This is a genomic window from Staphylococcus simulans, from assembly GCF_047037175.1.
In the GTDB taxonomy this organism is placed as follows: Bacteria; Bacillota; Bacilli; order Staphylococcales; family Staphylococcaceae; genus Staphylococcus; species Staphylococcus simulans_C.
In genome coordinates this window covers 1,172,026-1,197,128 of sequence record NZ_CP178241.1, presented here as the reverse complement: position 1 = coordinate 1,197,128, position 25,103 = coordinate 1,172,026, and the positions used below count along the sequence as shown (strand labels likewise).

Below are 25,103 nucleotides of genomic sequence, written 5' to 3'. Positions count from 1 at the left end.
AAAGAAGACCAAGCCGTGGTTCATCTAGCCATGACTTGGTCTTTTTTTATTTGTTTTGTGCATGTAAACTTTTATAACTTTTGCAAATAGATGTTGAAGAATATTTTAACAGTTCTATACTAAAAGTATGAAAGTGGATGAGGTGAATTAGAATGAATAAATTAATTGCGGGTACTCTAGCAGCAAGTCTATTACTTACCGCATGCGGCAGTACATCAGATCAAAGTGAAAATAAAGAGAAAAAACAATCTGAACAACAAAGCACGAAACAAGCACATCAAGTGAAACAAAAAAATGGTGTGACAACCGTTGATGGATTAATGATTGTGAATAAAAAAGTGCCTATTTCAAAACATTATAATCAAGGAGAAAATCAAACAGCGAGACAACATTTAAATGAAATGATACAAGATGCACATCAACAAGGCTTACATATTGTTTATCGCAGCGGATTCAGATCCTATCAAGAACAAGTTGGGCTCTATAATAGTTATGTAGCGCGTGATGGTCAAAAAGCAGCGGACAAATATAGTGCCAGACCAGGTTATTCTGAACATCAAACAGGCTTGGCTTTTGATGTAGGTACACCACCAGGCAATAAAGATTTCCTAGAAGCATATGGAGAAACACCTGAAGGCAAATGGCTTGCGCAGCATGCCCATGAGTATGGTTTTATTCTCCGTTATCCAAAAGGTAAAGAACAGATTACAGGCTATCAATATGAACCATGGCACTTCAGATATGTGGGCCAAAAACATGCGAAAGCTATTCATGATCAACATACGACATTAGAAGAATATTTAGATTATGGTTATGACAAAAAATAATAAAGCAAACGAAAAAGGCGAAGCTGACTGGAGCTTCGCCTTTAAGGATATAGAATGAATTATGCGATTTCTAACGCAATTTCCATCATTTGTGTAAATGAGTTTTGACGTTCTTCAGGTGTAGTTGCTTCATCACGTAAAATGTGGTCACTTACTGTGAAGATACCTAATGCTTTTTTACCTGCATATGTCGCATTTAAATATAAACCTGCAGATTCCATTTCGATACCTAAAATACCCATACGTTGCCATTGTTGGTTGAATGTAGAATCAGCATTGTAGAATGTATCTGAAGAAAGGATGTTGCCGACGTGTGTTGTTGCGCCAACTTTATCCGCTACATTTTTAGCTTCGACCATTAAATCAAAGTCAGCTAATGGTGCGAAATGACCTGGAATATTGTATTGGTCTACGTAGTTAGAGTTTGTAGATGCACCTTGTGCAATAATAATATCGTAAAGGTTCACATCTTCTTGTAATGCACCACAAGATCCGATACGGATAATTGTATCTACATCAAACGTGTTATAAAGTTCATAAGAATAGATACCGATACTAGGGATACCCATACCTGAACCCATCACTGAAACTTCTTTACCTTTATATGTGCCTGTATAGCCGAACATATTACGGACTTCGTTGAATTGAACGACATCTTCTAAATAATTATCTGCGATATATTTTGCGCGTAGCGGGTCACCAGGCATTAATACTGTCTTCGCAATTTTAGCACCATTTGGTTGAATATGCGGTGTACCTTGAGTCATATTTATCTGCTCCTTTAATAAAAAAATAAGTTAAGTTAAAGATAACACGCAAGCCTATAATTTGCGAGAATAACCTAATACCGTTACGTATATTTAACGCTAAAACAGGTATGTTTTCCATAAAAGAGTGAAAAAGAAACAAGGTAAACATCTCTTATATTTTAGTCAGTTAAAATATTTGGTAAAATGATATATGAATACGTTATATTATACGTGAGAGTAAACAACCAAAATGGAGGATGTATATAAATGAATTATGCGAAGTATATTGATCATACTTTATTAAAACCAGATACAACTGTTGAACAAATTGATAAGTTGATTGAAGAGGCAAAAGAATATAGATTTAAATCTGTTTGTATCAACCCGACTTATGTGAAACATGCGGCAGAAGCATTATCAGATTCTGATGTCTTAGTTTGTACAGTAATCGGATTCCCATTAGGCGCAAATACAACTGCGACGAAAGCATTTGAAGTTGAAGACGCAGTGAAAAATGGTGCAGATGAATTAGATATGGTAATTAATATCGGCGCATTAAAAGACAAACGCTATGACAAAGTTCAACAAGATATTGAAGCGGTTGTTAAAGCTGCAGATAGACACACAGTGAAAGTCATTATTGAAACAGTTTTATTAACAGACGAAGAAAAACGTAAAGCTTCTGAATTAAGTAAAGCAGCAGGCGCACACTTTGTGAAAACATCAACTGGATTCGCAGGCGGAGGCGCTACTGTTGAAGATGTGAAACTTATGAAAGAAGTTGTTGGTGACGCGTTAGAAGTCAAAGCCTCAGGCGGTGTTCGTAATTTAGAAGACTTCAAAGCGATGTTAGATGCAGGTGCGACACGTGTTGGTGCCAGTGCAGGTGTACAAATTGTACAAGGATTAGAATCAGATTCTGATTACTAAGTGAATAAATGAATCCAAAAGGTTCGGTTCTTAATTGTTAATTCAATTAAGAATCGATCCTTTTTTCATTGGCTAAAAGTAAACGTTAAAATATATAAATAATTACACGCTACATTGTTGTGTGTGGTGTTGTAGAGTGATAAAGTTAAACTGAGCAAAAACACCGAAGGAGATGCAACATGTACTTTACAAATTTAACTGAAGCAGAGTTTGATGATTATACGAAACAACATTTTTCACATTACACACAATCAGCGAAACATTATCATAATCGTTTGAAAATACAACATGACGTGCATTTAGTGGGTGTTAAAGATGATCATAATCATGTGATTGCGGCGTGTTTATTAACAGAATCCAGAAGTATGCGTTTCTTTAAATATTTTTATACACATCGCGGACCTGTCATGGACTATAAAAATATAAAACTTGTGGAATATTTCTTTGCGTCATTGACACTTTATTTAAAAAAACAAAAAGGATTGTATGTACTTGTTGACCCTTATGTATTAGAAAGTATTCGAGAAACTGATGGTGAAATCATCCAACATTTTGATAATCACCAATTAATACAGTCATTAGAGAAACTAGGGTATCAACATCAAGGATACCCTATCGGATATTCTTCTATGAGCCAAATTAGATGGCTGTCTGTGTTAGATTTGAAAGGAAAATCAGAGACACAGTTATTAAATGAAATGGACTATCAAACAAGACGTAATATCAAAAAGACATACGAAATGGGTGTGCAAGTGCGTACACTTTCTATTGATGAAACTCCATTGTTCTTTGAACTGTTTAAAATGGCAGAAGAAAAACATGGTTTTACATTCAGAGGGTTAGATTATTTTAAACATATGCAGAAAATTTATGGGAAACGTGGTTTCTTAAAATTAGCTTATGTAGATCTGCATACGTATTTAAAAGAACTAAAAGAGAAGCATGCACATTTACAAAGAGACTTAGATGAGATCAATGAGAAATTAAAAGAAAGTCCAAACTCTAAGAAGTCAAAAAGCAGAGCTAATCAACTTCAGCAACAGTTCAAAAGCAATGAGCGTAAAATTAATGAGACACAAACATTGATTGAAAAAGATGGTCATATTTTAAATTTAGCTGCCGCATTATATTTATATAATGAACATGAGGTTTATTATTTATCAAGTGGCTCAAATCCAAAGTATAATGCGTTTATGGGCGCCTATCGCTTACAATGGGAAATGATTAAATTTGCGAAAAAGAAAGGCATAGATCGTTATAACTTCTACGGCATTACAGGTGATTTCTCTGATAACGCAGAAGACTATGGTGTGCAGAAATTTAAAGAAGGTTTCAATGCGCATGTCGAAGAGTATATTGGAGACTTTATTAAACCGCTTCGCCCAATGCTGTATAAACTCTCATTACTATTAGATAAATTGAAAAACAAAGCGTAGTACGAATAGAACCAGTGCTTTAGATTTAAACTAAAATATAAACAAATGAAAATACCCGCTTCAAATCAATTCCGATTTGAAGCGGGTATTTAAGTCTTCAATTGCATTAAATAAAGCAATTAATCCATATTAATCTTCACTGAAGATTTTATCCCATTGGTCACGTTTTTCTAACATTTCTTTTGCGATTTCATGTGCACCTTCTAATGAGTGGCTTGCTGCCCAACCACATTGTACTTCGTTGCAAGCAGGTACTTCTTTAGCCGCAACAACATCTTTTAATGTTGCTTCGATAATGTTTAACACATCTTCATAATCATCATGGTTAATAAATGAGACATAGAAACCTGTTTGGCAACCCATTGGACTTAAGTCTACAACTTTGTCTGTATGGTTACGGATATTTTCAGCCATTAAGTGTTCTAATGAATGTAAACCAGGCATTTCCATATGTTCTTTGTTCGGCTGTTTGAAACGAATATCGTATTTCTTAATAACATCTCCGTTTAGACCTTCTTTTGTACCAGCAAGACGTACAAATGGTGCAACAACTTTAGTATGATCTAAATTGAAACTTTCAACGTTCATTTTAGGCATAAAACGAAACCTCCTTTAGTTCTTCATGTCTTATTGTAACAAGGGTAAGAGGCATTTACAATTTAACTGAATGTGCACTTTGAGAAAAGTTTATCGGTTTACTCGGAATGAATTTGTTGAAAATTAAGAAAAAGGATGACAAAGTCATGAAAAACCTTTAAAATGTTTAGTAATCAATTTTACTGATAAAGATATAAAAGGGGATAAGAACGGTGTGCAAAAGCGTTCTAAATCGTGTTAAAACAACCTAAAAGGCACATATATCTTTGAAAAATAAAGGGAGTCAATAAAATGTCATTTGAAACTCAAATTCAAGAATTTATAGATGCAAAACAGTCAGAATTTATAGATATCAGTCATAAAATCCATGAAAGACCAGAATTAGGAAACCAAGAAGTCTTTGCGTCTGGTTTATTAATGCAGGAATTAACTAAAAACGGCTTTGAAATTGAACAAGATATCGCAGGGCATCCGACTGGGTTTATTGCGCAATATCATAGTCATAAACCAGGACCAACAATTGGCTTTTTAGCAGAATATGATGCGCTTCCTGGACTTGGCCATGCATGTGGGCATAATATTATCGGAACAACGAGTGTATTAGCTGGGATTGCGTTAAAACAAGTGATTGATGAAGTGGGCGGACAAGTTGTGGTTTTAGGTTGTCCAGCTGAAGAAGGCGGAGAAAACGGGAGTGCAAAAGCAAGCTATGTGAAAGCAGGTATCATCGACGAACTCGATGTAGCGTTAATGCTGCATCCTGGTAATGAAACGTATAAAACAATCCATACTTTAGCGGTAGATGTATTAGATATTAAATTCTATGGTAAAAGTGCGCATGCCTCTGAAAATGCAGATGAAGCAATCAACGCTTTAGATGCGATGATCAGTTATTTCAATGGGGTCGCACAATTACGTCAACAAATTAAAAAAGGTGAACGTGTCCATGGTGTGATTTTAAATGGGGGAGAAGCGGCGAATATTATCCCAGACTACACACATGCGCGTTTCTATACACGTGCTACAACACGTAAAGACTTAGATGTATTAACACATCGTGTGGGTCAAATTGCACAAGGGGCTGCAATGCAGACAGGCTGTGACTATTCATTCAAACCGATTCAAAATGGAGTTAACGAATTTATTTTAACGCCTAAATTAGATGAACTCTTTGCGTATTATGCACGTCAAAAAGGCGAAGAAGTCAGTGAAGATGACTTTGGATACGGTTCAACAGATACAGGGAATGTCAGTCATATCGTACCGACATTACATGCGCATATTAAAATCGGTCCAAGTAATTTAGTGGGTCATACGTATAAATTTAAAGAAGCAGCTGCTTCTGATCATGGTGACAGCGCATTGATTAAAGGGGCAGATATTTTAGCACGCATGGGCTTAGATTTAATTCAAAACAATGAACTATTAAGAGAAATCAAAGAACAGCATGTCAGAAAAGTGAAACAAGCTTCTTTGAAAGAATTGAGAAAACATTCAGAGCAGCCAAAAGTTACATTAAGTGATTTATATGATGACTCAATTGTTTACACATCACGTCCATCTTATGTTTCTAATCCGTGGTTAGAACCGGATGAACATCAGTCTAATTTCTTAACTGGACGTGAGTTGCTGATAGCGAATAAAATGCCAGTTATTGTGCATGAAGCCAGTGTGACTGACAAATTGAAACAGCTCTTTAATGAAGTGGGTAAAGAAATTCCAAGCAATATTTATAAGTTCCATAACCAAGCAAGTTACGAACATTTATTACGTTCATTAACCCAAGAAGACCATAAGAAAATTTATTTCCAATATGTACACAGTGAAGAAATCGTACCTAAAGAAGATTATGCGCTAGATAAAGATACGTTTGTCGCATTAAATAATAAAGCACGTATTCCTGAATGGACGAACGGGAAGTATTTACCAAGACGTGAAGTTGTGGCAGTTGAAGATTTCGAAGCCGCGGTGAAAAAATGGGATTTACCGATTGTGTTGAAACCAGGTGACGATTTACCGACAGCTGGCGGTTATGGTGTGATGATTTGCTATAACCAAGAAGATTTGGAAAAAGCGATTGAACGTGTTCATAAAGCATTAGATGAAACGGAAACAATGATTATCGAACAAAAAATAGATGATATCGCAAATTACTGTGTCCAATTTGCCTACTCAGAACAAATTGGCTTGAAGTATTTAGGAACAGCTGAACAGATCACAGATGAATATGGATTCTATAATGGCAACCAAAGTGTGCCGGTAGAAGAGGTACCACAAGCGGTGATTGAAGCGGGCCGAGAAATTATGGAAAACGGAATTAAAGAAGGTTTCTATGGTGTCGGCGGCTTTGATTTGCTTTATGACAAGTATGGCCATGTCTATGCGATTGATTTGAACTTCCGTCAAAATGGTTCAACAAGTATGTTGCTATTAGATGATGAATTATCTGGAGATTTCCATAAATTCTACAGTTATTTCTCTCGTGGTGACAATACGAAATTCTATCGTACAATTATGAAATATGTCCGACAAGGTAAAATTTATCCGTTATCGTATTATGATGGTGATTGGTATGGTAAGGATAAAGTCAATTCTCGTTTTGCGTGCATCTGGCATGGCAGCTCGAGAGAAGAAATTGACTTGAATGAAAAAGCGTTCTTAAAAGAACTTGGCAACTAATCAATCAAACGGTTAAAATCTAGTGAGATTTTAGCCGTTTTTCGGTTTCTCTGCTGTATTAGATTGACTGTTTAAGTTTATTATTTTATATTTGCATTGATACACAACTATAGAGAAAGTGGGTTTATTATGGATTATAAACACGAAACGTTTTTCAAAGATTTGCTTGTAAATGAAACCTATTACATTGCAGTTAAAGATAGAAAAATGGTGCGTAGAGATGTGGATGGACAAGCCGTTGCGCTGTTTTGGACAAAAAAAGAATTAGCAGAAGCGTATTTTGAAAATCGTTCGGATGCTTATGACAAAATTATTATTCGCGATTTAGATCGCTTTGTGACAAGTGAAATGGATGATTTATTTGATAATGGTGACAAAGTCCTAGTAAATGTTACGGATGAATTAGATGGTCATTTTATCGATATTTATCAAGCGACAAATCAAATGATGACTGAGCTTGATCGCATCCGTACTGTCGAGTTTGCGCGTATTACTGCCAAAACAGATGAGGTCTATGGTTTAACTGACAAAGGAAATAAACAATTCATTATTATTAGTAATAATGGTGCGGACCAACCGAACTTCATGCCGGTATGGAGTGACTATCAATCAGCGTTAAATGTACGTGATAAAGATTTTGAAGAGTGTGAAGTAGAACAAGTTGAAGGTGAAGTCTTCAGTGAATGGTTAGATCATTTAAGAGATGATGACAATGGTGTCGGTATTAACTTAAAACCTGATGTCGTGGGCTCTATTGTTTCAGCACAAACACTCCAAAATGAACTTTCATATTAATAAGAGATGTATAGATAGAGATATTTTATAAATAGTAATAGGGAGTATGGCGTGGATTTGTTTCGCCATACTCCCTAATTTTTAGCTTATTGTTAAATTAAGCTGGGTTGCCTAAGTAAATACTGCCTAAGGCACCAGAAAAAGCACCGCCTTCAACATAGTAAGGTTTGAAACCACGTAAGACGGTATAATCTTCAACGACTTTACGAAGCAAGTGGTTGTGGTTGAAAGATGAACCAATATAGACAACATTTTCTGTATGGAATTCTCTAGCGAGTGTTATCGCCATTGTAGTGACAACCTCTCCAACAACACCCATAACAGAGGCCAATTTATCAGCAGTTGAAACTTCTTTGTCTAGGTGACGCATAACGTGTGCGAAGTTTGCGGCTGTTAAATCGCCAGGTATCGGCGGTTCACTATTTTTGTAGATATGTTTTACTTTTAAATCGATAAATTCTCGGTCGCCTTGTTCTGCAGTATCTGTCAAAGTTTGATAATCAGTAATACCTGATAGTAAGTAACCTAATCCTTGAATCATACCGCCTCCAGCACCAATACCGCCAACACGTCTTTGTGTTTGACCATCAAAATAGTGCATAGATGTTCCTGTTCCGACATTAGCGAAGATATAATCTTTTAAATAATGACCTTGTTCTTCTAATAACATATTTAAGCCTTTTGAAGCCGCATCGAATTCAACGAATTCTTGTGCGGGAAACTTCAATTGATCTTTAATCATTTGTGCTTTACCGCCTGTTAAAGAAACGTTTCTGCAAGGTTGTTCATTCAACCAATGAATCACTTCAGTTAATTCATCTGAGCGTTTTGTTCTGAAAGTGCGTTGCCCGTTGTCGATTTCGACAATTTTTATTAATGTACCACCGGCATCAATACCGATTTTCATAGTTTCACCTCAAAATTATGTATGACATGTAATCATTAATAGTATAATCAAAAGGGAAAGAAAAAAGCAAAGTTAAGGAGTGCACAATAAAAATGAAATTAAGTCCATACCTTATCGTAGAAAATGTTGCGCAAGCAGCTGAATTCTATCAAAGTGTTTTCGGCGGTGAAATTAAAGTATTGAATCAACAAAAAGAACAAGTATTACATGCAGAGGTACATGTTTCAGAATCGATGGTTTTGCATATTTCTAGCAATTACGGCAAACCTTTCAGCAATGAAAATGTTAATCTGTTATTAACCTTTGAAGATCCATCAGAACAACAACGTGTCTATGATGCGTTAAGTGTCGATGGAGATCCGCATATGCCGATTACCAAAACTTTTTTCAATGCAATGCATGGTCAAGTGAGAGATCAATTCGGTGTAAACTGGCTCTCAAATTGTTTCTCAGCGTAAGACCTAGGGAAACAATAAAGAAACTTGCAGTAAATTCGAAATGTAGGGGATGTATATGAAACACAGTAAGCAATATGAAGATATTATCGTACAGCCATATGAACCAAAGTATTATCAAGAACTCGTAGATTTCAAACTGTCAGAAAGACAGATGATTTATTCTTCTTTACCGATTCAAGTATTAGACGATGCTTTAAAAGACAAAGACCGTATCGCAAATATAGCTATCAATCAAAAAGGGGAAGTGGTCGGCTTCTTTGTTTTGCACCAATATTATCAACACGAAGGCTATGACACACCAGAACATGTCGTCTATGTCCGTTCGTTATCAATTAATGAAAAATTTCAAGGCAATGGTTACGGCACAAAGATTATGATGAACCTGCCGAATTATGTTCAGTCGCAATATAGCGACTTCAACCACTTATACTTAGTTGTCGATGCTGAAAATAAAGCCGCTTGGAATGTTTATGAACGTGCTGGCTTTATGCATACAGCAACCAAACAAGAAGGCCCCATCGGCGAAGAGCGCTTGTATTATTTAGATTTAGATTCTAAGTATGTCTCATCTTTAAAATTAAAAGCACCAGATGAGCAGCCTGATGAAGAAATAGATACAGTTCATTTGATGTTAGATGGCCAAAAAGCCGGCTTTATCGCTTTACAAGCCACTGGCAATCGTATGCATATCAGAGGAATTGAAGTGGATAAAGACAAACGCCATAAAGGTATTGCTGAAAGTGCCTTGCGTCAATTAGCAACTTATATCCGAAAAACATATCCTGAAATCGAGGTTTTAGATATTGTTTTATTCGGTGAACATAATGGATTAAAACCGCTATGTTTGAACAGTAATTTTGTCGCAACTTTGCAGACTGAAGATTATGTGAAATTCGAAAAATATATCGTTTATTAAAAAAGTCATCATTAGCATTGCGAAATAGGACATTGTCATTTATAATTTACATTTGTTAACATGAGATATAAGTAAACTTGTGATTGAATTGATAAAGCCTTTGAAAGGGAGTAATAGAACATATGAAAATTCAAGACTACACAAAAGAAATGGTAGACGAAAAATCATTTATCGATATGGCCCATACTTTATTAGAAGAAAAAGGGACTACGATGAATTTATACGATATCATTGATGAATTTAAAGCTTTAGGACACTATGAAGACAATGAACATTTAGAAAACCGTATCGTTCAATTCTACACTGACTTGAACACAGACGGTCGTTTCCTTAATGTTGGAGAAAATATGTGGGGATTGCGTGACTGGTATTCAGTAGATGATATTGAAGAAAAAATCGCACCTACAATCCAAAAATTCGATATCTTAGATGAAGATGATGAAGAAGATAAGAGTCTGAAACTTCTTGGCGAAGAGGAAGAAGAGGAAGACGAAGAAAGAACAGAAGAAGATGTTGAGGATGATGAAGAAAATTTAGACGATCCTCAAGATGAAGATGAAGTCAATGATTCTGACATCGTTATCGAAGAAGACGAAGACGAGTTAGATGAAGCAGAAGAAATGTTCGAAGACGCTGTCGGCTTCAATGATGAGCCGGACGAAGAATAATTATAATTGACTTTTCTGCGAAAAATGATAGAATTTTATTCGGGCTCCTTTAATTAGGACAACGTGTATAAATCATACGCTCCCCCTTTACATGAGATGTGAGAGGGAGCGTTTTTTTATTTTTAAAGCGATTTTTATATAAACGCTAAGACCTTAAATGTCTTAACAGGAATACAAACAAGTTATGGAATGTAAGATTAATTTGTAATTGAAAAGTAGGAGGAAAAAGAATGACTAAGTTCATATTTGTTACTGGCGGAGTAGTTTCTTCACTTGGTAAAGGGATTACGGCTGCATCATTAGGCAGATTATTAAAAGATAGAGGTTTATCCGTAACGATACAGAAATTCGATCCATATTTAAACGTAGACCCGGGTACAATGAGTCCGTATCAACACGGTGAAGTCTTTGTGACAGACGATGGTGCGGAAACAGACTTAGACTTAGGACACTATGAACGTTTTATCGACATCAACTTAAATAAATATTCAAACGTGACTGCAGGTAAAGTATACTCTCACGTATTGAAAAAAGAACGCCGCGGAGATTATTTAGGCGGTACGGTACAAGTTATTCCTCATATCACAAATGAAATTAAAGAACGTTTATTATTAGCAGGCGAAAGTACAAATGCCGATGTAGTGATTACAGAAATTGGCGGAACAACAGGTGATATTGAATCACTTCCATTTATCGAAGCGATTCGTCAAATCCGCAGCGATTTAGGCAGAGACAACGTCATGTATATTCACTGTACGTTATTGCCATACATCAAAGCAGCGGGTGAAATGAAAACAAAACCAACACAACATAGTGTTAAAGAATTACGTGGTTTAGGGATTCAACCTGATTTGATCGTGGTAAGAACTGAATATGAAATGACACAAGACTTAAAAGATAAAATTGCGTTATTCTGCGACATCCCTGAAAAGAATGTGATTGAATGCCGTGATGCAGAATCTTTATATGAAATTCCTTTACAATTAAGCAAACAACATATGGACGACTTAGTTATTAATCGTTTAGACCTTGATGCGAAATACGATACACAATTAGATGAATGGAAACATTTATTAGAAATCGTAAATAACCTTGATGGTGAAATCACTATTGGTTTAGTCGGCAAATATGTAAGCTTGCAAGATGCTTACCTTTCAGTTGTGGAAGCATTAAAACATGCGGGTTATCCATTATACAAAGACATCAAAGTGAAATGGATTGATTCTAGCGAAGTGACAGACGAAAACGCAGAAGCGTACTTAAAAGATGTAGATGGTATTTTAGTACCTGGTGGTTTCGGTTACCGTGCAAGTGAAGGTAAAATTTCAGCTATCCGTTATGCGCGTGAAAACAATGTACCATACTTCGGTATTTGTTTAGGTATGCAGTTAGCGACAGTTGAATTCGCACGTAACGTACTTGGCTTAGAAGGTGCACATTCTGCAGAATTAGATCCAGATACGCCATACCCAATCATTGACTTATTACCAGAACAAAAAGATATCGAAGATTTAGGCGGTACATTACGCTTAGGCTTGTATCCAAGTGAAGTCAAAGAAGGTACATTAGCTTATGATATTTACGGTAAAAAAGAAATCGAAGAACGTCACCGTCACCGTTATGAATTTAACAATGACTACCGTCAACAAATGGAAGATGCAGGAATGGTCTTCTCAGGTATCAGTCCAGACGGCAGAAGAATTGAAATGGTAGAAATTCCGGGTAATGACTTCTTCTTCGCAAGTCAATTCCACCCAGAGTTCTTATCTAGACCAAACCGTCCGCAACCAATTTTCAAGGCGTTTATTGAAGCGGCAAACAAATATCAACAAAACAAAAATAAATAAATTTAAGCATACAAAAGAAGCGGCAAAGCGCATTCACATCAAGTGAAACAGCTTTGCCGCTTTTTACTATAGAATAAGAACTGTTAATCTTCTACATTCAAATCTAAATCTCTGATCATTTCAATCATTTGGGTATAGATTTCATAATAGACATACGTAAATGCCATAGGGTGTGGCTGAACAATTTTATCGTAATCTTCTGTGTAAACAATCGGTCTTGGTGTACATAAATCTATATAATGCAATAAATGGTCTGGAATCGGTGTTTCTTTATTTTTATTGCAAATTAATACGAAATCAACATCTAAATCAATCAAGCGCTGTGTATCAGCTTGTACAGCTTCTGTATAAAAAGGCGCAAAGAGTAAGACACGGTCTGTCGTATCTAAGGCTTCATAACTTTCTAAACCAGAAAGTCGCTTGCTGGCTTCTAATTTCTCGCTGCTGTTTAGAACATAATCTTCAAAGCATTTTAAGTCGTCATAGCCTTTGACATAGACATGGCCTTCGCCGCCGATAGCTTGAATTAAACATTGTGCTGCCATTTGGATATCCAATTCTTGTTGATTTAAGCGATTGAATATTCCTGTAAGTTGTGTTTGTAAGATATTCGCCATAATAGCCTCCAACTAAATAATCGATAATTCAATTTTAAAGGATGACCTGCTTTAATTCAATTGACTGAAAAATGTATAAAGCGTTGTGAAAAGCGGGTAATGATAAAAAATATAACGTTAAGAATGAAATAAAGTGGTTGTGAAATACTTATACGCAAGTTGTATACGTTTTCATTTGAAAATTCACACAATTTTATCATTTATAACCGCTTACATTTAGTTTTGCAATGCATTACGGCGGTGACTTTGATATACTTAACGTATAAAAATCACGTGCACGATGCACGCAAGGAGGAACTTTCATGCCTTTAGTTTCAATGAAAGAAATGTTAATCGATGCAAAAGAAAAAGGTTATGCAGTTGGTCAATACAACCTTAATAACCTAGAATTCACTCAAGCTATTTTAGAAGCTTCACAAGAACAAAATGCGCCAGTTATTTTAGGTGTATCTGAAGGTGCTGCTCGTTACATGAGCGGATTCTACACTGTAGTTAAAATGGTAGAAGGCTTATTACATGACTTAAAAATCACTGTACCAGTTGCTATCCATTTAGACCACGGTTCAAGCTTCGAAAAATGTAAAGAAGCAATCGATGCTGGTTTCACATCAGTTATGATCGACGCTTCACACAGCCCATTCGAAGAAAATATCGAAATCACTAAAAAAGTGGTTGAATACGCACATGCACGCGGCGTATCAGTTGAAGCTGAATTAGGTACTGTCGGCGGACAAGAAGACGATGTTGTTGCTGACGGCGTTATCTATGCTGACCCTAAAGAGTGTCAAGAACTTGTTGAAAAAACAGGTATCGACACTTTAGCACCTGCATTAGGTTCAGTTCACGGTCCTTACAAAGGTGAACCAAACTTAGGCTTCAAAGAAATGGAAGAAATCGGTTTATCAACTGGTTTACCATTAGTATTACACGGTGGTACTGGTATCCCAACTAAAGATATCCAAAAATCTATTTCTTTAGGTACAGCTAAAATTAACGTAAATACTGAAAACCAAATTTCTTCAGCGAAAGCAGTTCGTGAAGTATTAAACAACGATAAAGAAGTATACGATCCACGTAAATATTTAGGACCAGCTCGTGAAGCAATCAAAGCTACAGTAACTGGCAAAATCAAAGAATTCGGTACTTCTAACCGCGCTTAATTTTTAAGAATTAAGTTTTGAAAGAGCATCTTTTATCAGGTGCTCTTTTTTCTATTGTGCTATAACATCAAAAGATTGTGTTCTCATCAACCATTTGTTAGGATACAAAAGATTGCGGAAATATTATATGACAATAATGTTAGATATAATTCATCTGAAGACCTAAATTATTTCGCAGTCTTAACGTGACTTGTGCTATAATGTCTTAAGTGATTTTTTGAATGAAACAAAAAAGTTTGTTAAGACTAACATCTTAAGACAAACGCATAAAATGGGTGCAACATATCAACATGTTGTAAATACTTTAACAAATGGCTTTGTATTCTATAATATGAATATACAATCGCTAGTGAATTCTACTATAATTAATTATGAAGTATATGGATAACAGTTTTTTCATAGAAATGATGAAAGCGTGGGTGTAGTCGAAGCGAAAACAAGGTAGACTATACATATAACTACGGAATAAAGATTGAATAACAAAGGAGAACAATCGAATGGCTCAAGAAGTAATAAAAATCAGAGGCGGACAGCCATTAAAAGGGAAACTGAAAATCAATGGCGCTAAAAACAGTGCCGTGGCGATTATCCCAGCAGCATTACTTGCAGAGGATGTTGTAACATTAGAAGGCTTGCCGCAAATTTCAGATGTTGCTACTTTAGTAAGCTTGTTAGAGGATTTAAACATTAAAACAGATTTAAAAGAAACAGACTTAAAAGTAGACCCGACAGAAATTCAAAATGCATCTTTACCGAATCATAAGGTAGAGTCATTAAGAGCATCTTATTATATGATGGGAGCAATGTTGGGCCGCTTTAAAAAATGTGTGATTGGATTACCTGGCGGATGTCCATTAGGGCCACGTCCAATTGACCAACATATTAAAGGATTTAAAGCATTAGGTGCGACAATTGATGAATCAAGTCCGACTTCTATGAAGATTGAAGCGAAAGAATTAAAAGGTGCCAATATCTTCTTAGATATGGTCAGTGTCGGCGCAACAATAAATATTATGTTAGCTGCAGTTCGTGCAGAAGGCCAAACTGTCATTGAAAATGCGGCGAAAGAACCTGAAGTAGTGGATGTTGCGACATTCTTAACAGGCATGGGTGCTAACATTAAAGGTGCAGGTACAAGCACAATTAAAATTACAGGTGTCGACCATTTGCATGGTGTGACGCATCAAATTATTCCAGACCGTATTGAAGCAGGTTCATATATGTGTATGGCAGCTGCTTGCGGGGCTGAAGTTGAACTTGATAATATCATCCCTAAACACATCGAACCGTTAACTGTTAAATTACGTGAACTGGGCGTAGATGTAGAGATTGATGATGACCGTGTTAAACTTCAAGGTCAATTACCGTTCAATAGCGTAAACATTAAAACATTAGTGTATCCAGGTTTTGCGACTGACTTGCAACAACCGATTACACCATTACTATTCTTAGCAGATGGTCCTTCATTTGTGACAGATACGATTTATCCAGAAAGATTCCGTCATATCGAAGAGTTAAGAAAAATGGGCGGAGAAATCTCTGTAGATCAAAATACAGCGACCGTGAAACCATCTAAATTACATGGTGCTTCTGTGTACGCAAGTGATTTACGTGCTGGTGCCTGCTTAATTATTGCTGGTTTAATCGCAGAAGGTGTTACTACTATTTATAATGTAAATCACATTTATCGTGGCTACACAAACATTGTAGAAAACTTAAAATCTTTAGGCGCAAACATTTGGACTGAAAAAATTTAAAAAACGTGGTATACTTTGTATAGTAAGTTTACATGATGTAATAATCATGAAGAGGTGATTTAAATGGAAATTTGTCCTTATTTAGAAGAAACATTCAAAATCATCGGTCGAAGCTGGAATGGATTGATTTTAAATTATCTATCAAGATGTCCAGAACAATCTGCACACTTCAGTGATATGAAGAAAGATTTGAAGACCATTACACCACGTTCTTTAAGTTTGAAACTTTCAGAACTGATGGAGTGGGAGCTAGTCGAAAAGAACATCGTATCCAAAGCCCCTTTATCAATCGTTTATCATTTAACAGATAAAGGTGCTGCTTTAGCTGAGGCTTTAGTACCGATGGAAGAATGGGCGCAAAAATATATTGAACTTGAATCTGAGAATCAATCAAATAATGTAGCCAATTCTTAATATAGATTTGAGCACTGTAAGAGTTATTCCTATTTGGAGTGGCTCTTATTTTGCGTTATAAGCAAAAACGTTTAAATATTTCTAAGAAAGGATAAACTATACAATAAGACTTAAAACTAAGGAGTGACTGAATTGAGAATTCAAACTAAGCAATATATCAATGGTCAATGGGTTGATAGTGCAAGTGGCGAAACAATCGATGTCATCAATCCAGCAACTGAAGAAGTACTCGGTCAAGTTGCGAAAGGTAATAAAGAAGACGTAGATAAAGCAGTTCAAGCTGCAAAAGATGTTTATATTGAATTCCGTCACAGCAGTGTAGAATATAGAAGAGATTTACTCGATAAGATTGTTAAAGAGTATGAAAACAGAAAACAAGATATTATTGAAGCAATTACGGATGAACTAGGTTCACCGCTTGAAAAATCAGAAAAAGTTCATTACCAAATGGGCTTAAATCACTTCACTGAAGCGAGAGATGCTTTAGATAATTTCCAATTTGAAGAACGACGCGGTAATGACTTGGTTGTGAAAGAAGGTATTGGTGTTGCAGGATTAATCACACCATGGAACTTCCCAACAAACCAAACTTCATTAAAACTAGCAGCTGCATTTGCGGCAGGTAGTCCAGTCGTATTAAAACCTTCAGAATTAACACCTTATGCAGCAATTATCTTAGCTGAAATCTTTGATAAAGTTGGCGTACCTAAAGGTGTATTCAACTTAGTGAATGGTGACGGTGAAGGTGTCGGTAACCCACTCAGTGAACATCCGGATGTACGAATGATGTCATTTACAGGTTCAGGACGTACAGGTTCTAAAATTATGGAAAAAGCATCACAAGACTTCAAAAAAGTATCACTTGAACTGGGTGGTAAATCACCTTATATCATTTTAGATGATGCAGATGTAGAAGAAGCTGCTGAAGCTGCAGTCGGCAAAGTTTATAACAATACAGGCCAAGTTTGTACTGCAGGTACAAGAACGATTGTTCCTGAATCAATGAAAGATGATTTTATCAAGGCAGCAAAAGAAAAAATGAGCCAAGTTAAAGTAGGTGACCCAAGAGAAGAAGGTGTTCAAATGGGTCCAATTATCAGTGAAAAACAATTCGATCAAGTTGAAGATTATATTCAAAAAGGGATTGATGAAGGCGCTGAATTAGTTCTTGGCGGTGTCGGTAAACCTGAAGGCTTAGACAAAGGTTACTTCGCAAAACCAACAATCTTTGCCAATGTTGATAATCACATGACAATCGCACAAGAAGAAATCTTTGGTCCTGTAATGTCAATTATCACTTACAAAGACTTAAAAGAAGCAATTGAAATTGCGAATGAAACGAAATATGGTCTTGCTGGCTATGTGTATGGTAAAGACTTGAATACTTTACGCAAAGTAGCACGTGAAGTTGAAGCAGGAACAATTGAGATTAATGAAGCAGGACGCAAACCAGATTTACCATTCGGCGGATATAAACAATCAGGTATCGGCAGAGAATGGGGAGACTATGGTATTGAAGAATTCTTAGAAATTAAATCAATCGCAGGTTACTATAATGAATAACCTTTGAATACTATTTGCTGGGCACGAAAGTGTCCAGCTTTTTTAATGAAGAATTAGTTAATTATACGCAATTGTTAACGCTAGACCAATGATTGTTTTTGTAATTAAAATGGAAATTTGCTATGGTTATCTTATGAAAAATACTTTATAATAAGTAAATACGTAAAATTAAAATGAAATGAGTGTCAAACATGCCTGAAAGAGAACGTACATCTCCTCAATACGAGTCTTTCCACGAACTTTATAAGAACAACACTACTAAAGCGCTAACTCAAAAAGCAAAATCTCTTAAACTGACAAACTACAGCAAACTTAATAAAAAAGAATTAGTTTTAGCTATCATGGAAGCTCAAATGGAAAAAGACGGCAACTATTATATGGAAGGTATCTTAGATGATATCCAACCAGATGGTTACGGATTTTTAAGAACAGTCAACTATTCCAAGGGCGAAAAAGATATTTATATTTCTGCGAGCCAAATCCGCCGCTTTGAAATCAAACGAGGGGATAAGGTTACAGGTAAAGTTAGAAAGCCAAAAGATAATGAGAAATATTATGGTTTACTTCAAGTTGACTTCGTTAATGATCACAATGCAGAAGAAGTCAAAAAACGTCCTCACTTCCAAGCACTTACACCACTATATCCTGATGAACGTATTCGATTAGAAACAAAATCAACAAATTATTCAACGCGTATTATGGACTTAGTATCACCCATTGGTTTAGGCCAACGTGGTTTAATCGTTGCACCGCCTAAAGCGGGTAAAACAACATTACTTAAAGAAATCGCGAATGCTATCACAGCAAATAAACCAGAAGCTAAATTGTTCATTTTATTAGTTGGAGAACGACCTGAAGAGGTTACAGATATTGAACGTTCCAGTGAAGATGCAGAAGTAGTTCATTCTACATTTGATGAGCCGCCAGAACATCATGTTAAAGTCGCTGAATTGTTATTAGAACGTGCGAAACGTTTAGTTGAAATTGGTGAAGATGTCATTATTTTAATGGACTCTATCACACGTTTAGCGCGTGCCTATAACTTGGTTATTCCACCAAGCGGACGTACATTATCAGGTGGTTTAGATCCAGCTTCATTGCATAAACCAAAACATTTCTTTGGTGCAGCGAGAAATATTGAAGCGGGCGGCAGTTTAACGATTTTAGCAACTGCCTTAATCGATACAGGTTCTAGAATGGACGATTTAATTTATGAAGAGTTCAAAGGTACAGGTAACATGGAATTGCACTTAGATCGCAAACTGGCAGAGAGACGTGTCTTCCCTGCGATTGATATCGGTCGAAGTTCAACACGTAAAGAGGAATTGCTGGTAGATAAGAAAGATTTAGAAAGCTTATGGCAATTACGTAACATGTTTACAGATTCAACAGACTTTACAGAACGTTTCATCAGAAAATTAAAACGTTCGAAAAATAATGAAGAATTCTTCCAACAATTACAAAAAGCTGCAGAAGACAGCAAGCGTACAGGCAAACCAATCATTTAAATATAAATTTGATTTGTCTGCCAGAATGGGTTGCAATTTATTCTGGTAACAATTATAATTACTAAGTATTGGGTAAAAACTCACAAATAACTCTGTTCCAGATGGTTCAGGGCAAAGGAGCTGAAAATAATAATGAGACAAGGAATCCATCCTGAATACCACAAAGTAATTTTCTTAGATACTACTACTAATTACAAATTCTTAAGTGGTTCAACTAAATCATCATCAGAAACAATGGAATGGGAAGATGGAAATGAATATCCAGTAATTCGTTTAGATATTTCATCTGACTCACATCCATTCTACACAGGTCGTCAAAAATTCGCAGCAGCGGATGGCCGTGTTGAACGATTCAACAAAAAATTCGGTCTTAAATCAAACAACAATCAATAATATTGAATGTATTTTACTCTCGCTTTTGAAGCGGGAGTTTTTTCTTTTTTATCTGAATTTATTCAGATTTTCTTGCGGTTATTTCTCTGTCAAAATTAAAAATATGATATAATGAGATGATTTTGTTTTGAAAAGGAAGGAAAAGCATAATGTATGAAACTTATCATTCCGGCTGGATTGAATGTATTACCGGCAGCATGTTCAGCGGCAAATCTGAAGAATTAATCCGCAGATTAAAACGCGGCATGTATGCAAAACAGAAAGTCGTTGTATTTAAACCTGCAATAGATAATCGTTACCATAAAGAAAAAGTGGTATCGCATAATGGAAATGCGATAGAAGCCATTACAATTAAAGTAGCAGAAGAAATCTTTGAAACAGACTTAACAGGCGTAGATGTCATCGGTATTGATGAAGTGCAATTCTTTGAACATGCAGTAGTAGACATAGCTCAAGAATTGGCTGAACAAGGTCACCGTGTGATTGTCGCTGGATTAGATATGGATTTCAGAGGTGAACCCTTTGAACCCATGCCGCAATTAATGGCAGTCAGTGAACTTGTCACAAAACTTCAAGCTGTTTGTGCGGTTTGTGGTGCACCTGCAAGCAGAACGCAACGTTTGATTAATGGCAGACCTGCCAAAGCAGACGATCCGATTATTATGGTCGGTGCAGATGAAAGCTATGAACCAAGATGTCGTGCACATCATATTGTTGCACCAAGTGAGACTGAGAAGGAGGAGTTATAATCATGTTTGATCAATTAGACATTGTTGAAGAACGCTATGAACAATTGAATGAATTACTGAGTGATCCAGATGTAGTCAGTGATTCTGACAAACTGCGTGAATACTCTAAAGAACAATCTGATTTACAGAAAACAGTAGATGTTTATCGTGAGTATAAACAAAATAAAGAAGATATTGAAGAAATGAATGAAATGCTGGATGAAACAACAGACAAAGAAGAAGTCGATATGTTGAAATCAGATATCAGCGAATTAAAAAACACATTACCTGAATTAGAAGAACAATTAAAATTCCTACTGATTCCTAAAGACCCGAATGATGACAAAAACGTTGTGGTTGAAATCCGTGCAGCAGCAGGCGGAGATGAAGCAGCTATTTTTGCGGGTGACTTATACCGTATGTATTCACGTTACAGTGAAGCGTTAGGTTATAAAACGGAAGTCATTGAAATGAATGACAGTGACCATGGCGGTTTCAAAGAAATCAGCTTTATTATCAATGGTCAAGGTGCATATTCTAAGTTGAAATATGAAAATGGTGCACACCGTGTTCAACGTGTACCAGAAACAGAATCAGGCGGCCGTATTCATACATCCACAGCTACTGTAGCGGTGTTACCTGAAGCGGAAGATGTTGAAATTGAGATTAGAAATGAAGACTTGAAAATTGAAACATATCGTTCAAGCGGTTCAGGTGGTCAGCACGTTAATACGACGGACTCAGCCGTACGTATTACGCACTTGCCAACAGGAATTGTCGCAACATCATCAGAAAAATCACAAATTCAAAACCGTGAAAAAGCATTAAAAGTGTTAAAAGCACGTGTATACGATATGAAATTACAAGAAGAACAAGAAAAATATGCATCTGAAAGAAAATCAGCAGTCGGTACTGGGGACCGTTCTGAACGTATTCGTACGTACAACTATCCGCAAAACCGTGTTACAGATCATCGTATCGGTTTAACGATTCAAAAATTAGATCAGATCATCGAAGGTAAGTTAGATGAAATTATTGATGCATTAACGATGTCAGAACAGACTGAGAAATTGAAAGAATTGAACAACGTTGAATTATAAAGAAGCAGTTCAAGCAGCCGCACAACAAGCGACAGCTAAAGGTTATGAGCCAAAACGTGCTGAATGGCTGTTATTGGATTTATTGGATTGGTCGTTGACAGATTATGTACTGCATATGCAAGATGAAATGACAACGCAACATGAACAGCTATATCAACAAGCGGTTGCACGTATGTTGACAGGGGAACCGATTCAATACATTACTGGCTTTCAAAGTTTCTTAGGGGAAAAGTTTAATGTCGACGAACGCTGCTTGATACCGAGACCTGAAACGGAAGAAGTGCTCATGTACTTTTTAGAACGTCTGCCTAAACAGAGTGTTGTGGCAGATATCGGGACAGGAAGCGGTATTTTAGCGGTGATGTTGAAACGCTTAGAGCCGAGTTTGAAAGTATATGCATCTGACTTATATGAAGGCCCTTTAGAGATTGCTCAATCAAATGCGAAGCTACATCAAACAGAAATAACATTGATGCAAGGCAGTGATTTAGAACCTTATATTGAACAAGGGATTCGACTAGATGGATTGATATCCAATCCGCCTTATATCGATGAAAGTGAATCTGTTGACATGACTGATACCGTGCTAGATTATGAACCGCATCAAGCTTTATTTGCGAAAGAACATGGGTTGGCTATTTATCGTGCCATTGTTGAGAAACTACCGCAAGTATTAAACGATCAAGCACTGGTTGTATTTGAAATTGGTTATAATCAAGGGGCAGTATTAAAACAGATGATTGAAACGATGTATCCGCAACTTAAAGTGGATGTGATTGCGGATATCAATCAAAATGACCGCATTGTCGCATTTAAATGGTCAGAATAAACAACGCATGAGAAGTTATGGGAGAAGAAGGGGAATGGTATGTTCCCTGTTCTCGCATAACTTCTTATTTTGTTTTACAATTAATTTGAAAGGACGTGCAGCGAAAAAATGATGACAAAAACATGGGATTTACGTAACCAATTACAGACAGAACAAGGTCAACGTGCATTAACAGAAATCAGTGAGATTTATCATGCGGGCGGTTTAGTCGCAATCCCGACAGAAACCGTATACGGATTAGGAGCCGACGCACGAAATGATCAAGCCGTACGTCGAATTTACGAAGCGAAAGGGCGTCCTTCTGATAACCCATTGATTATCCATATTCATGACAAGCACCAATTAGATGATTTTGTCGCTTCATATTCAACAGAAGTGGAACAATTAATGGATGCCTTTTGGCCTGGACCGATTTCCTTTATTTTACCGCTGAAACCAGGCTATTTATGTGAACGTGTCTCTGGCGGACTTGAATCCATTGCGGTAAGAATGCCAAGTCATCCCATTGGACGTGCAATTTTGCGACACAGTAACTTACCGATTGCGGCACCCAGTGCTAATATCAGCGGCAGACCTTCACCTACAACTTTCTCTCATGTCTTTAATGATATGGACGGACGGGTAGAAGGCATAGTCAATGGTGACCAAAGCGAAGAAGGGTTAGAGAGTACGGTACTTGACTGTACACAATATCCGTTTAGAATCGCAAGACCAGGCGCCATTACCGAAGAGATGATTGACGCTGTCTTACCAGGTTCAGTAGAACATAATGCACAATTAAATACCGATAAACCGATTGCGCCAGGCATGAAATATAAACACTATTCACCTAAAACACCTGTGGCAATGTTGACAGATTTGACTCAGCCGATTTCAGAGGATAAAGATTGGTCTCATACGTTATTTGCGGTGCCTAAATCTTTGAAAGCATATGTGCCGACAGATGCAATGTATCGTGAACTGGGTGAAGATGTCACTGATTTAAAATCTGCGAATCACCTGTTGTATCAAATTCTGCATGAACTGGATACACAGGCATCGATTGAACAAGGTTATATTTATCGCTTTGAACCTTCGGATGAAAGTACAGCTTTCTTAAATCGTTTAGAAAAAGCAACGGGCAATCAACAAATAGGAGCGGATGAACTGTGAAAATAATCTTTGTTTGTACAGGTAATACATGTCGCAGTCCAATGGCTGAAAGTATTGCGAAAGTATTAATGCCAGAACATAATTTTTATTCAAGAGGTTTGTTTGCGATGAATGGTCAGACAGCAGCTGAGCATACACAAACGATTTTAGAAGAAAAAAATTTGGGTGCTCCAACTAATGCCTGTCAGTTCTCTGAAAGCGACTTAGATGCCGATTTGATTTTGACAATGACTGAAGGACATAAGCAGCAATTGGAAATGATGTATGCGCAACCATTGCCGGTATATTCGCTTTATGCGTTTGCAGGACAAACGGGTGAAGTTTCAGATCCTTATGGCGGCGACCTCGAACAATATGAAAAAATTTATAATGAGTTGAATTACTTATTAAACGAAGTGAAGTTGAGATTGGAAAAAGATGTGAATAATTAGTATGAGTTGAGCATTAAATGCGTTATAATAGCAACTATATAGCATTGTTTGCTTACATAAGCGAGAACTTCCCTGTTATCGCTTAAGATGAGTTTACAAAGGGGTGGAATTAAATGGAAAATTTGAAGTTGTTGCTGAATGAATTGAAAGAACAAAATTTCTTCAAACCTGGAGAAATTTGTATCATTGGTTGTTCAACATCTGAGGTCATCGGCGAACGTATTGGTTCAGTCGGTTCAATGGAAGTTGCGCAGGAAATCTTTGATGCTTTGACAGAAATCCGTAAAGAGACAGGTGTCATTTTCGCGTTTCAAGGTTGTGAGCATATCAATAGGGCAATTACTATCGAAAGAGAACATTTCAATCCACTAACTATGGAAGAAGTTACAGTTGTGCCCGCAACGCATGCTGGCGGCAGTATGTCGACTTATGCATACCGTCATTTAGACAATCCGATGGTTGTTGAACATATCACTGCTGATTGCGGTATTGATATCGGTCAAACAATGATCGGCATGCATATCAAACATGTTGCTGTACCTGTACGTACATCAGTGAAGCGTGTCGGGGATGCGGTGGTGACACTTGCGACTTCCAGACCTAAGTTGATCGGCGGCGAACGTGCTCACTATACTTTATAAC

General features: G+C 36.7%; 25 protein-coding genes and 1 pseudogene. 22 read left to right on the top strand and 4 right to left on the bottom strand.

All coding sequences use genetic code 11. From position 1 onward, the window contains the following. Positions 1-152: 152 nt before the first annotated feature. Positions 153-827, top strand: coding sequence for a D-alanyl-D-alanine carboxypeptidase family protein (locus ACFCT9_RS06040; protein WP_412521511.1), 675 nt, complete (start codon positions 153-155; stop codon positions 825-827). 59 nt (positions 828-886) lie between these two features. On the opposite strand, the gene deoD is transcribed toward ACFCT9_RS06040, so the two are convergent. Further along, positions 887-1,594: a purine-nucleoside phosphorylase gene (gene deoD, locus ACFCT9_RS06035; protein ID WP_002481817.1), complete on the bottom strand. Its 708-nt coding sequence runs from the start codon at positions 1,592-1,594 to the stop codon at positions 887-889. A 249-nt stretch (positions 1,595-1,843) separates the two neighbouring features. On the opposite strand from deoD, the gene deoC reads away from it, so the two are divergent. Together deoC and ACFCT9_RS06025 are read left to right on the top strand one after the other, a co-directional pair. Continuing rightward, the gene (gene deoC, locus ACFCT9_RS06030) at positions 1,844-2,506 is read left to right on the top strand and encodes a deoxyribose-phosphate aldolase (RefSeq protein WP_412521510.1); all 663 of its coding nucleotides are present in this window, start codon (positions 1,844-1,846) and stop codon (positions 2,504-2,506) included. A 179-nt stretch (positions 2,507-2,685) separates the two neighbouring features. Further along, entirely contained in the window at positions 2,686-3,942 is a 1,257-nt protein-coding gene (locus ACFCT9_RS06025; RefSeq protein WP_412521509.1) for an aminoacyltransferase, read from the top strand. A gap of 129 nt (positions 3,943-4,071) precedes the next feature. Here the strand turns inward: ACFCT9_RS06025 and ACFCT9_RS06020 are convergent, their stop codons facing one another. Continuing rightward, positions 4,072-4,539, bottom strand: a complete 468-nt coding sequence (locus ACFCT9_RS06020) for an S-ribosylhomocysteine lyase (protein WP_412521508.1) — start codon at positions 4,537-4,539, stop codon at positions 4,072-4,074. Between the two features lie 291 nt (positions 4,540-4,830). On the opposite strand from ACFCT9_RS06020, the pseudogene ACFCT9_RS06015 reads away from it, so the two are divergent. From ACFCT9_RS06015 to ACFCT9_RS06005, 3 genes and pseudogenes are all read left to right on the top strand, one after another. Next, a pseudogene (locus ACFCT9_RS06015) lies at positions 4,831-5,988 on the top strand (M20 family metallopeptidase); the annotation flags it as partial. A gap of 33 nt (positions 5,989-6,021) precedes the next feature. After that, on the top strand, positions 6,022-7,218 hold the full coding sequence (gene ldmS / locus ACFCT9_RS06010) for an L-aspartate--L-methionine ligase LdmS (RefSeq protein WP_412521626.1): 1,197 nt from the start codon (positions 6,022-6,024) through the stop codon (positions 7,216-7,218). A gap of 129 nt (positions 7,219-7,347) precedes the next feature. Next, positions 7,348-8,013 (top strand): DUF2750 domain-containing protein, encoded by a 666-nt coding sequence (locus tag ACFCT9_RS06005; protein WP_412521507.1) that lies wholly within the window; start codon positions 7,348-7,350, stop codon positions 8,011-8,013. 97 nt (positions 8,014-8,110) lie between these two features. On the opposite strand, the gene coaW is transcribed toward ACFCT9_RS06005, so the two are convergent. Beyond that, positions 8,111-8,920, bottom strand: coding sequence for a type II pantothenate kinase (coaW, locus tag ACFCT9_RS06000; protein WP_412521506.1), 810 nt, complete (start codon positions 8,918-8,920; stop codon positions 8,111-8,113). Positions 8,921-9,012: 92 nt separating this feature from the next. Between coaW and ACFCT9_RS05995 the strand changes: the two genes are divergently transcribed. The 4 genes from ACFCT9_RS05995 to ACFCT9_RS05980 all read left to right on the top strand — a co-directional run bounded on the left by ACFCT9_RS05995 (position 9,013) and on the right by ACFCT9_RS05980 (position 12,809). Continuing rightward, positions 9,013-9,378: a VOC family protein gene (locus ACFCT9_RS05995; protein ID WP_412521505.1), complete on the top strand. Its 366-nt coding sequence runs from the start codon at positions 9,013-9,015 to the stop codon at positions 9,376-9,378. A gap of 49 nt (positions 9,379-9,427) precedes the next feature. Beyond that, positions 9,428-10,294, top strand: coding sequence for a GNAT family N-acetyltransferase (locus ACFCT9_RS05990; protein WP_412521504.1), 867 nt, complete (start codon positions 9,428-9,430; stop codon positions 10,292-10,294). Positions 10,295-10,416: 122 nt separating this feature from the next. Next, the gene (gene rpoE, locus ACFCT9_RS05985; protein ID WP_412521503.1) at positions 10,417-10,962 is read left to right on the top strand and encodes a DNA-directed RNA polymerase subunit delta; all 546 of its coding nucleotides are present in this window, start codon (positions 10,417-10,419) and stop codon (positions 10,960-10,962) included. A gap of 230 nt (positions 10,963-11,192) precedes the next feature. Continuing rightward, positions 11,193-12,809 (top strand): CTP synthase, encoded by a 1,617-nt coding sequence (locus ACFCT9_RS05980; protein ID WP_412521502.1) that lies wholly within the window; start codon positions 11,193-11,195, stop codon positions 12,807-12,809. An 83-nt stretch (positions 12,810-12,892) separates the two neighbouring features. Here the strand turns inward: ACFCT9_RS05980 and ACFCT9_RS05975 are convergent, their stop codons facing one another. Further along, entirely contained in the window at positions 12,893-13,426 is a 534-nt protein-coding gene (locus ACFCT9_RS05975; protein WP_412521501.1) for a DUF2529 family protein, read from the bottom strand. A gap of 302 nt (positions 13,427-13,728) precedes the next feature. Between ACFCT9_RS05975 and fdaB the strand changes: the two genes are divergently transcribed. The 12 genes from fdaB (at position 13,729) to ACFCT9_RS05915 (ending at position 25,102) form a co-directional block, all read left to right on the top strand. Next, positions 13,729-14,586 carry a class IIb fructose-bisphosphate aldolase FdaB gene (fdaB, locus tag ACFCT9_RS05970; RefSeq protein ID WP_412521500.1) on the top strand — a complete coding sequence of 286 codons (858 nt, stop codon included), beginning with the start codon at positions 13,729-13,731 and terminating at the stop codon, positions 14,584-14,586. 497 nt (positions 14,587-15,083) lie between these two features. Continuing rightward, entirely contained in the window at positions 15,084-16,343 is a 1,260-nt protein-coding gene (locus ACFCT9_RS05965) for a UDP-N-acetylglucosamine 1-carboxyvinyltransferase (protein WP_412521499.1), read from the top strand. Positions 16,344-16,406: 63 nt separating this feature from the next. Beyond that, complete coding sequence (locus tag ACFCT9_RS05960; RefSeq protein WP_412521498.1) at positions 16,407-16,757, top strand: winged helix-turn-helix transcriptional regulator; 351 nt, start codon at positions 16,407-16,409, stop codon at positions 16,755-16,757. A 132-nt stretch (positions 16,758-16,889) separates the two neighbouring features. Further along, on the top strand, positions 16,890-18,320 hold the full coding sequence (locus tag ACFCT9_RS05955) for an aldehyde dehydrogenase family protein (protein WP_412521497.1): 1,431 nt from the start codon (positions 16,890-16,892) through the stop codon (positions 18,318-18,320). 191 nt (positions 18,321-18,511) lie between these two features. Beyond that, on the top strand, positions 18,512-19,828 hold the full coding sequence (gene rho / locus ACFCT9_RS05950) for a transcription termination factor Rho (RefSeq protein ID WP_412521496.1): 1,317 nt from the start codon (positions 18,512-18,514) through the stop codon (positions 19,826-19,828). A 132-nt stretch (positions 19,829-19,960) separates the two neighbouring features. After that, positions 19,961-20,221: a type B 50S ribosomal protein L31 gene (locus tag ACFCT9_RS05945; protein ID WP_107606111.1), complete on the top strand. Its 261-nt coding sequence runs from the start codon at positions 19,961-19,963 to the stop codon at positions 20,219-20,221. 149 nt (positions 20,222-20,370) lie between these two features. Beyond that, positions 20,371-20,970 carry a thymidine kinase gene (locus ACFCT9_RS05940; protein ID WP_412521495.1) on the top strand — a complete coding sequence of 200 codons (600 nt, stop codon included), beginning with the start codon at positions 20,371-20,373 and terminating at the stop codon, positions 20,968-20,970. A 2-nt stretch (positions 20,971-20,972) separates the two neighbouring features. After that, positions 20,973-22,049 (top strand): peptide chain release factor 1, encoded by a 1,077-nt coding sequence (prfA, locus tag ACFCT9_RS05935; protein ID WP_412521494.1) that lies wholly within the window; start codon positions 20,973-20,975, stop codon positions 22,047-22,049. Next, positions 22,039-22,878 (top strand): peptide chain release factor N(5)-glutamine methyltransferase, encoded by an 840-nt coding sequence (gene prmC, locus ACFCT9_RS05930; RefSeq protein ID WP_412521493.1) that lies wholly within the window; start codon positions 22,039-22,041, stop codon positions 22,876-22,878. The genes prfA and prmC overlap by 11 nt, the downstream gene beginning before the upstream one ends. Before the next feature lie 108 nt (positions 22,879-22,986). Further along, entirely contained in the window at positions 22,987-24,030 is a 1,044-nt protein-coding gene (locus ACFCT9_RS05925) for an L-threonylcarbamoyladenylate synthase (RefSeq protein ID WP_412521492.1), read from the top strand. Next, positions 24,027-24,461, top strand: a complete 435-nt coding sequence (locus tag ACFCT9_RS05920) for a low molecular weight protein arginine phosphatase (protein ID WP_412521491.1) — start codon at positions 24,027-24,029, stop codon at positions 24,459-24,461. The genes ACFCT9_RS05925 and ACFCT9_RS05920 overlap by 4 nt, the downstream gene beginning before the upstream one ends. A gap of 113 nt (positions 24,462-24,574) precedes the next feature. Continuing rightward, a complete protein-coding gene (locus tag ACFCT9_RS05915; protein WP_412521490.1) occupies positions 24,575-25,102 on the top strand; it encodes a TIGR01440 family protein in 528 nt (175 codons plus the stop codon). The last annotated feature ends 1 nt before the right edge of the window (position 25,103 follow it).

Excerpts from the sequence above, each read along its gene's own strand:
- ACFCT9_RS06040 (WP_412521511.1), top strand. The coding sequence starts at position 153 with ATGAATAAATTAATTGCGGGTACTCTAGCAGCAAGTCTATTACTTACC.
- deoD (WP_002481817.1), bottom strand. The coding sequence starts at position 1,594 with ATGACTCAAGGTACACCGCATATTCAACCAAATGGTGCTAAAATTGCG.
- deoC (WP_412521510.1), top strand. The coding sequence starts at position 1,844 with ATGAATTATGCGAAGTATATTGATCATACTTTATTAAAACCAGATACA.
- ACFCT9_RS06025 (WP_412521509.1), top strand. The coding sequence starts at position 2,686 with ATGTACTTTACAAATTTAACTGAAGCAGAGTTTGATGATTATACGAAA.
- ACFCT9_RS06020 (WP_412521508.1), bottom strand. The coding sequence starts at position 4,539 with ATGCCTAAAATGAACGTTGAAAGTTTCAATTTAGATCATACTAAAGTT.
- ACFCT9_RS06005 (WP_412521507.1), top strand. The coding sequence starts at position 7,348 with ATGGATTATAAACACGAAACGTTTTTCAAAGATTTGCTTGTAAATGAA.
- coaW (WP_412521506.1), bottom strand. The coding sequence starts at position 8,920 with ATGAAAATCGGTATTGATGCCGGTGGTACATTAATAAAAATTGTCGAA.
- ACFCT9_RS05995 (WP_412521505.1), top strand. The coding sequence starts at position 9,013 with ATGAAATTAAGTCCATACCTTATCGTAGAAAATGTTGCGCAAGCAGCT.
- ACFCT9_RS05990 (WP_412521504.1), top strand. The coding sequence starts at position 9,428 with ATGTATATGAAACACAGTAAGCAATATGAAGATATTATCGTACAGCCA.
- rpoE (WP_412521503.1), top strand. The coding sequence starts at position 10,417 with ATGAAAATTCAAGACTACACAAAAGAAATGGTAGACGAAAAATCATTT.
- ACFCT9_RS05980 (WP_412521502.1), top strand. The coding sequence starts at position 11,193 with ATGACTAAGTTCATATTTGTTACTGGCGGAGTAGTTTCTTCACTTGGT.
- ACFCT9_RS05975 (WP_412521501.1), bottom strand. The coding sequence starts at position 13,426 with ATGGCGAATATCTTACAAACACAACTTACAGGAATATTCAATCGCTTA.
- fdaB (WP_412521500.1), top strand. The coding sequence starts at position 13,729 with ATGCCTTTAGTTTCAATGAAAGAAATGTTAATCGATGCAAAAGAAAAA.
- ACFCT9_RS05965 (WP_412521499.1), top strand. The coding sequence starts at position 15,084 with ATGGCTCAAGAAGTAATAAAAATCAGAGGCGGACAGCCATTAAAAGGG.
- ACFCT9_RS05960 (WP_412521498.1), top strand. The coding sequence starts at position 16,407 with ATGGAAATTTGTCCTTATTTAGAAGAAACATTCAAAATCATCGGTCGA.
- rho (WP_412521496.1), top strand. The coding sequence starts at position 18,512 with ATGCCTGAAAGAGAACGTACATCTCCTCAATACGAGTCTTTCCACGAA.
- ACFCT9_RS05945 (WP_107606111.1), top strand. The coding sequence starts at position 19,961 with ATGAGACAAGGAATCCATCCTGAATACCACAAAGTAATTTTCTTAGAT.
- ACFCT9_RS05940 (WP_412521495.1), top strand. The coding sequence starts at position 20,371 with ATGTATGAAACTTATCATTCCGGCTGGATTGAATGTATTACCGGCAGC.
- prfA (WP_412521494.1), top strand. The coding sequence starts at position 20,973 with ATGTTTGATCAATTAGACATTGTTGAAGAACGCTATGAACAATTGAAT.
- ACFCT9_RS05925 (WP_412521492.1), top strand. The coding sequence starts at position 22,987 with ATGATGACAAAAACATGGGATTTACGTAACCAATTACAGACAGAACAA.
- ACFCT9_RS05915 (WP_412521490.1), top strand. The coding sequence starts at position 24,575 with ATGGAAAATTTGAAGTTGTTGCTGAATGAATTGAAAGAACAAAATTTC.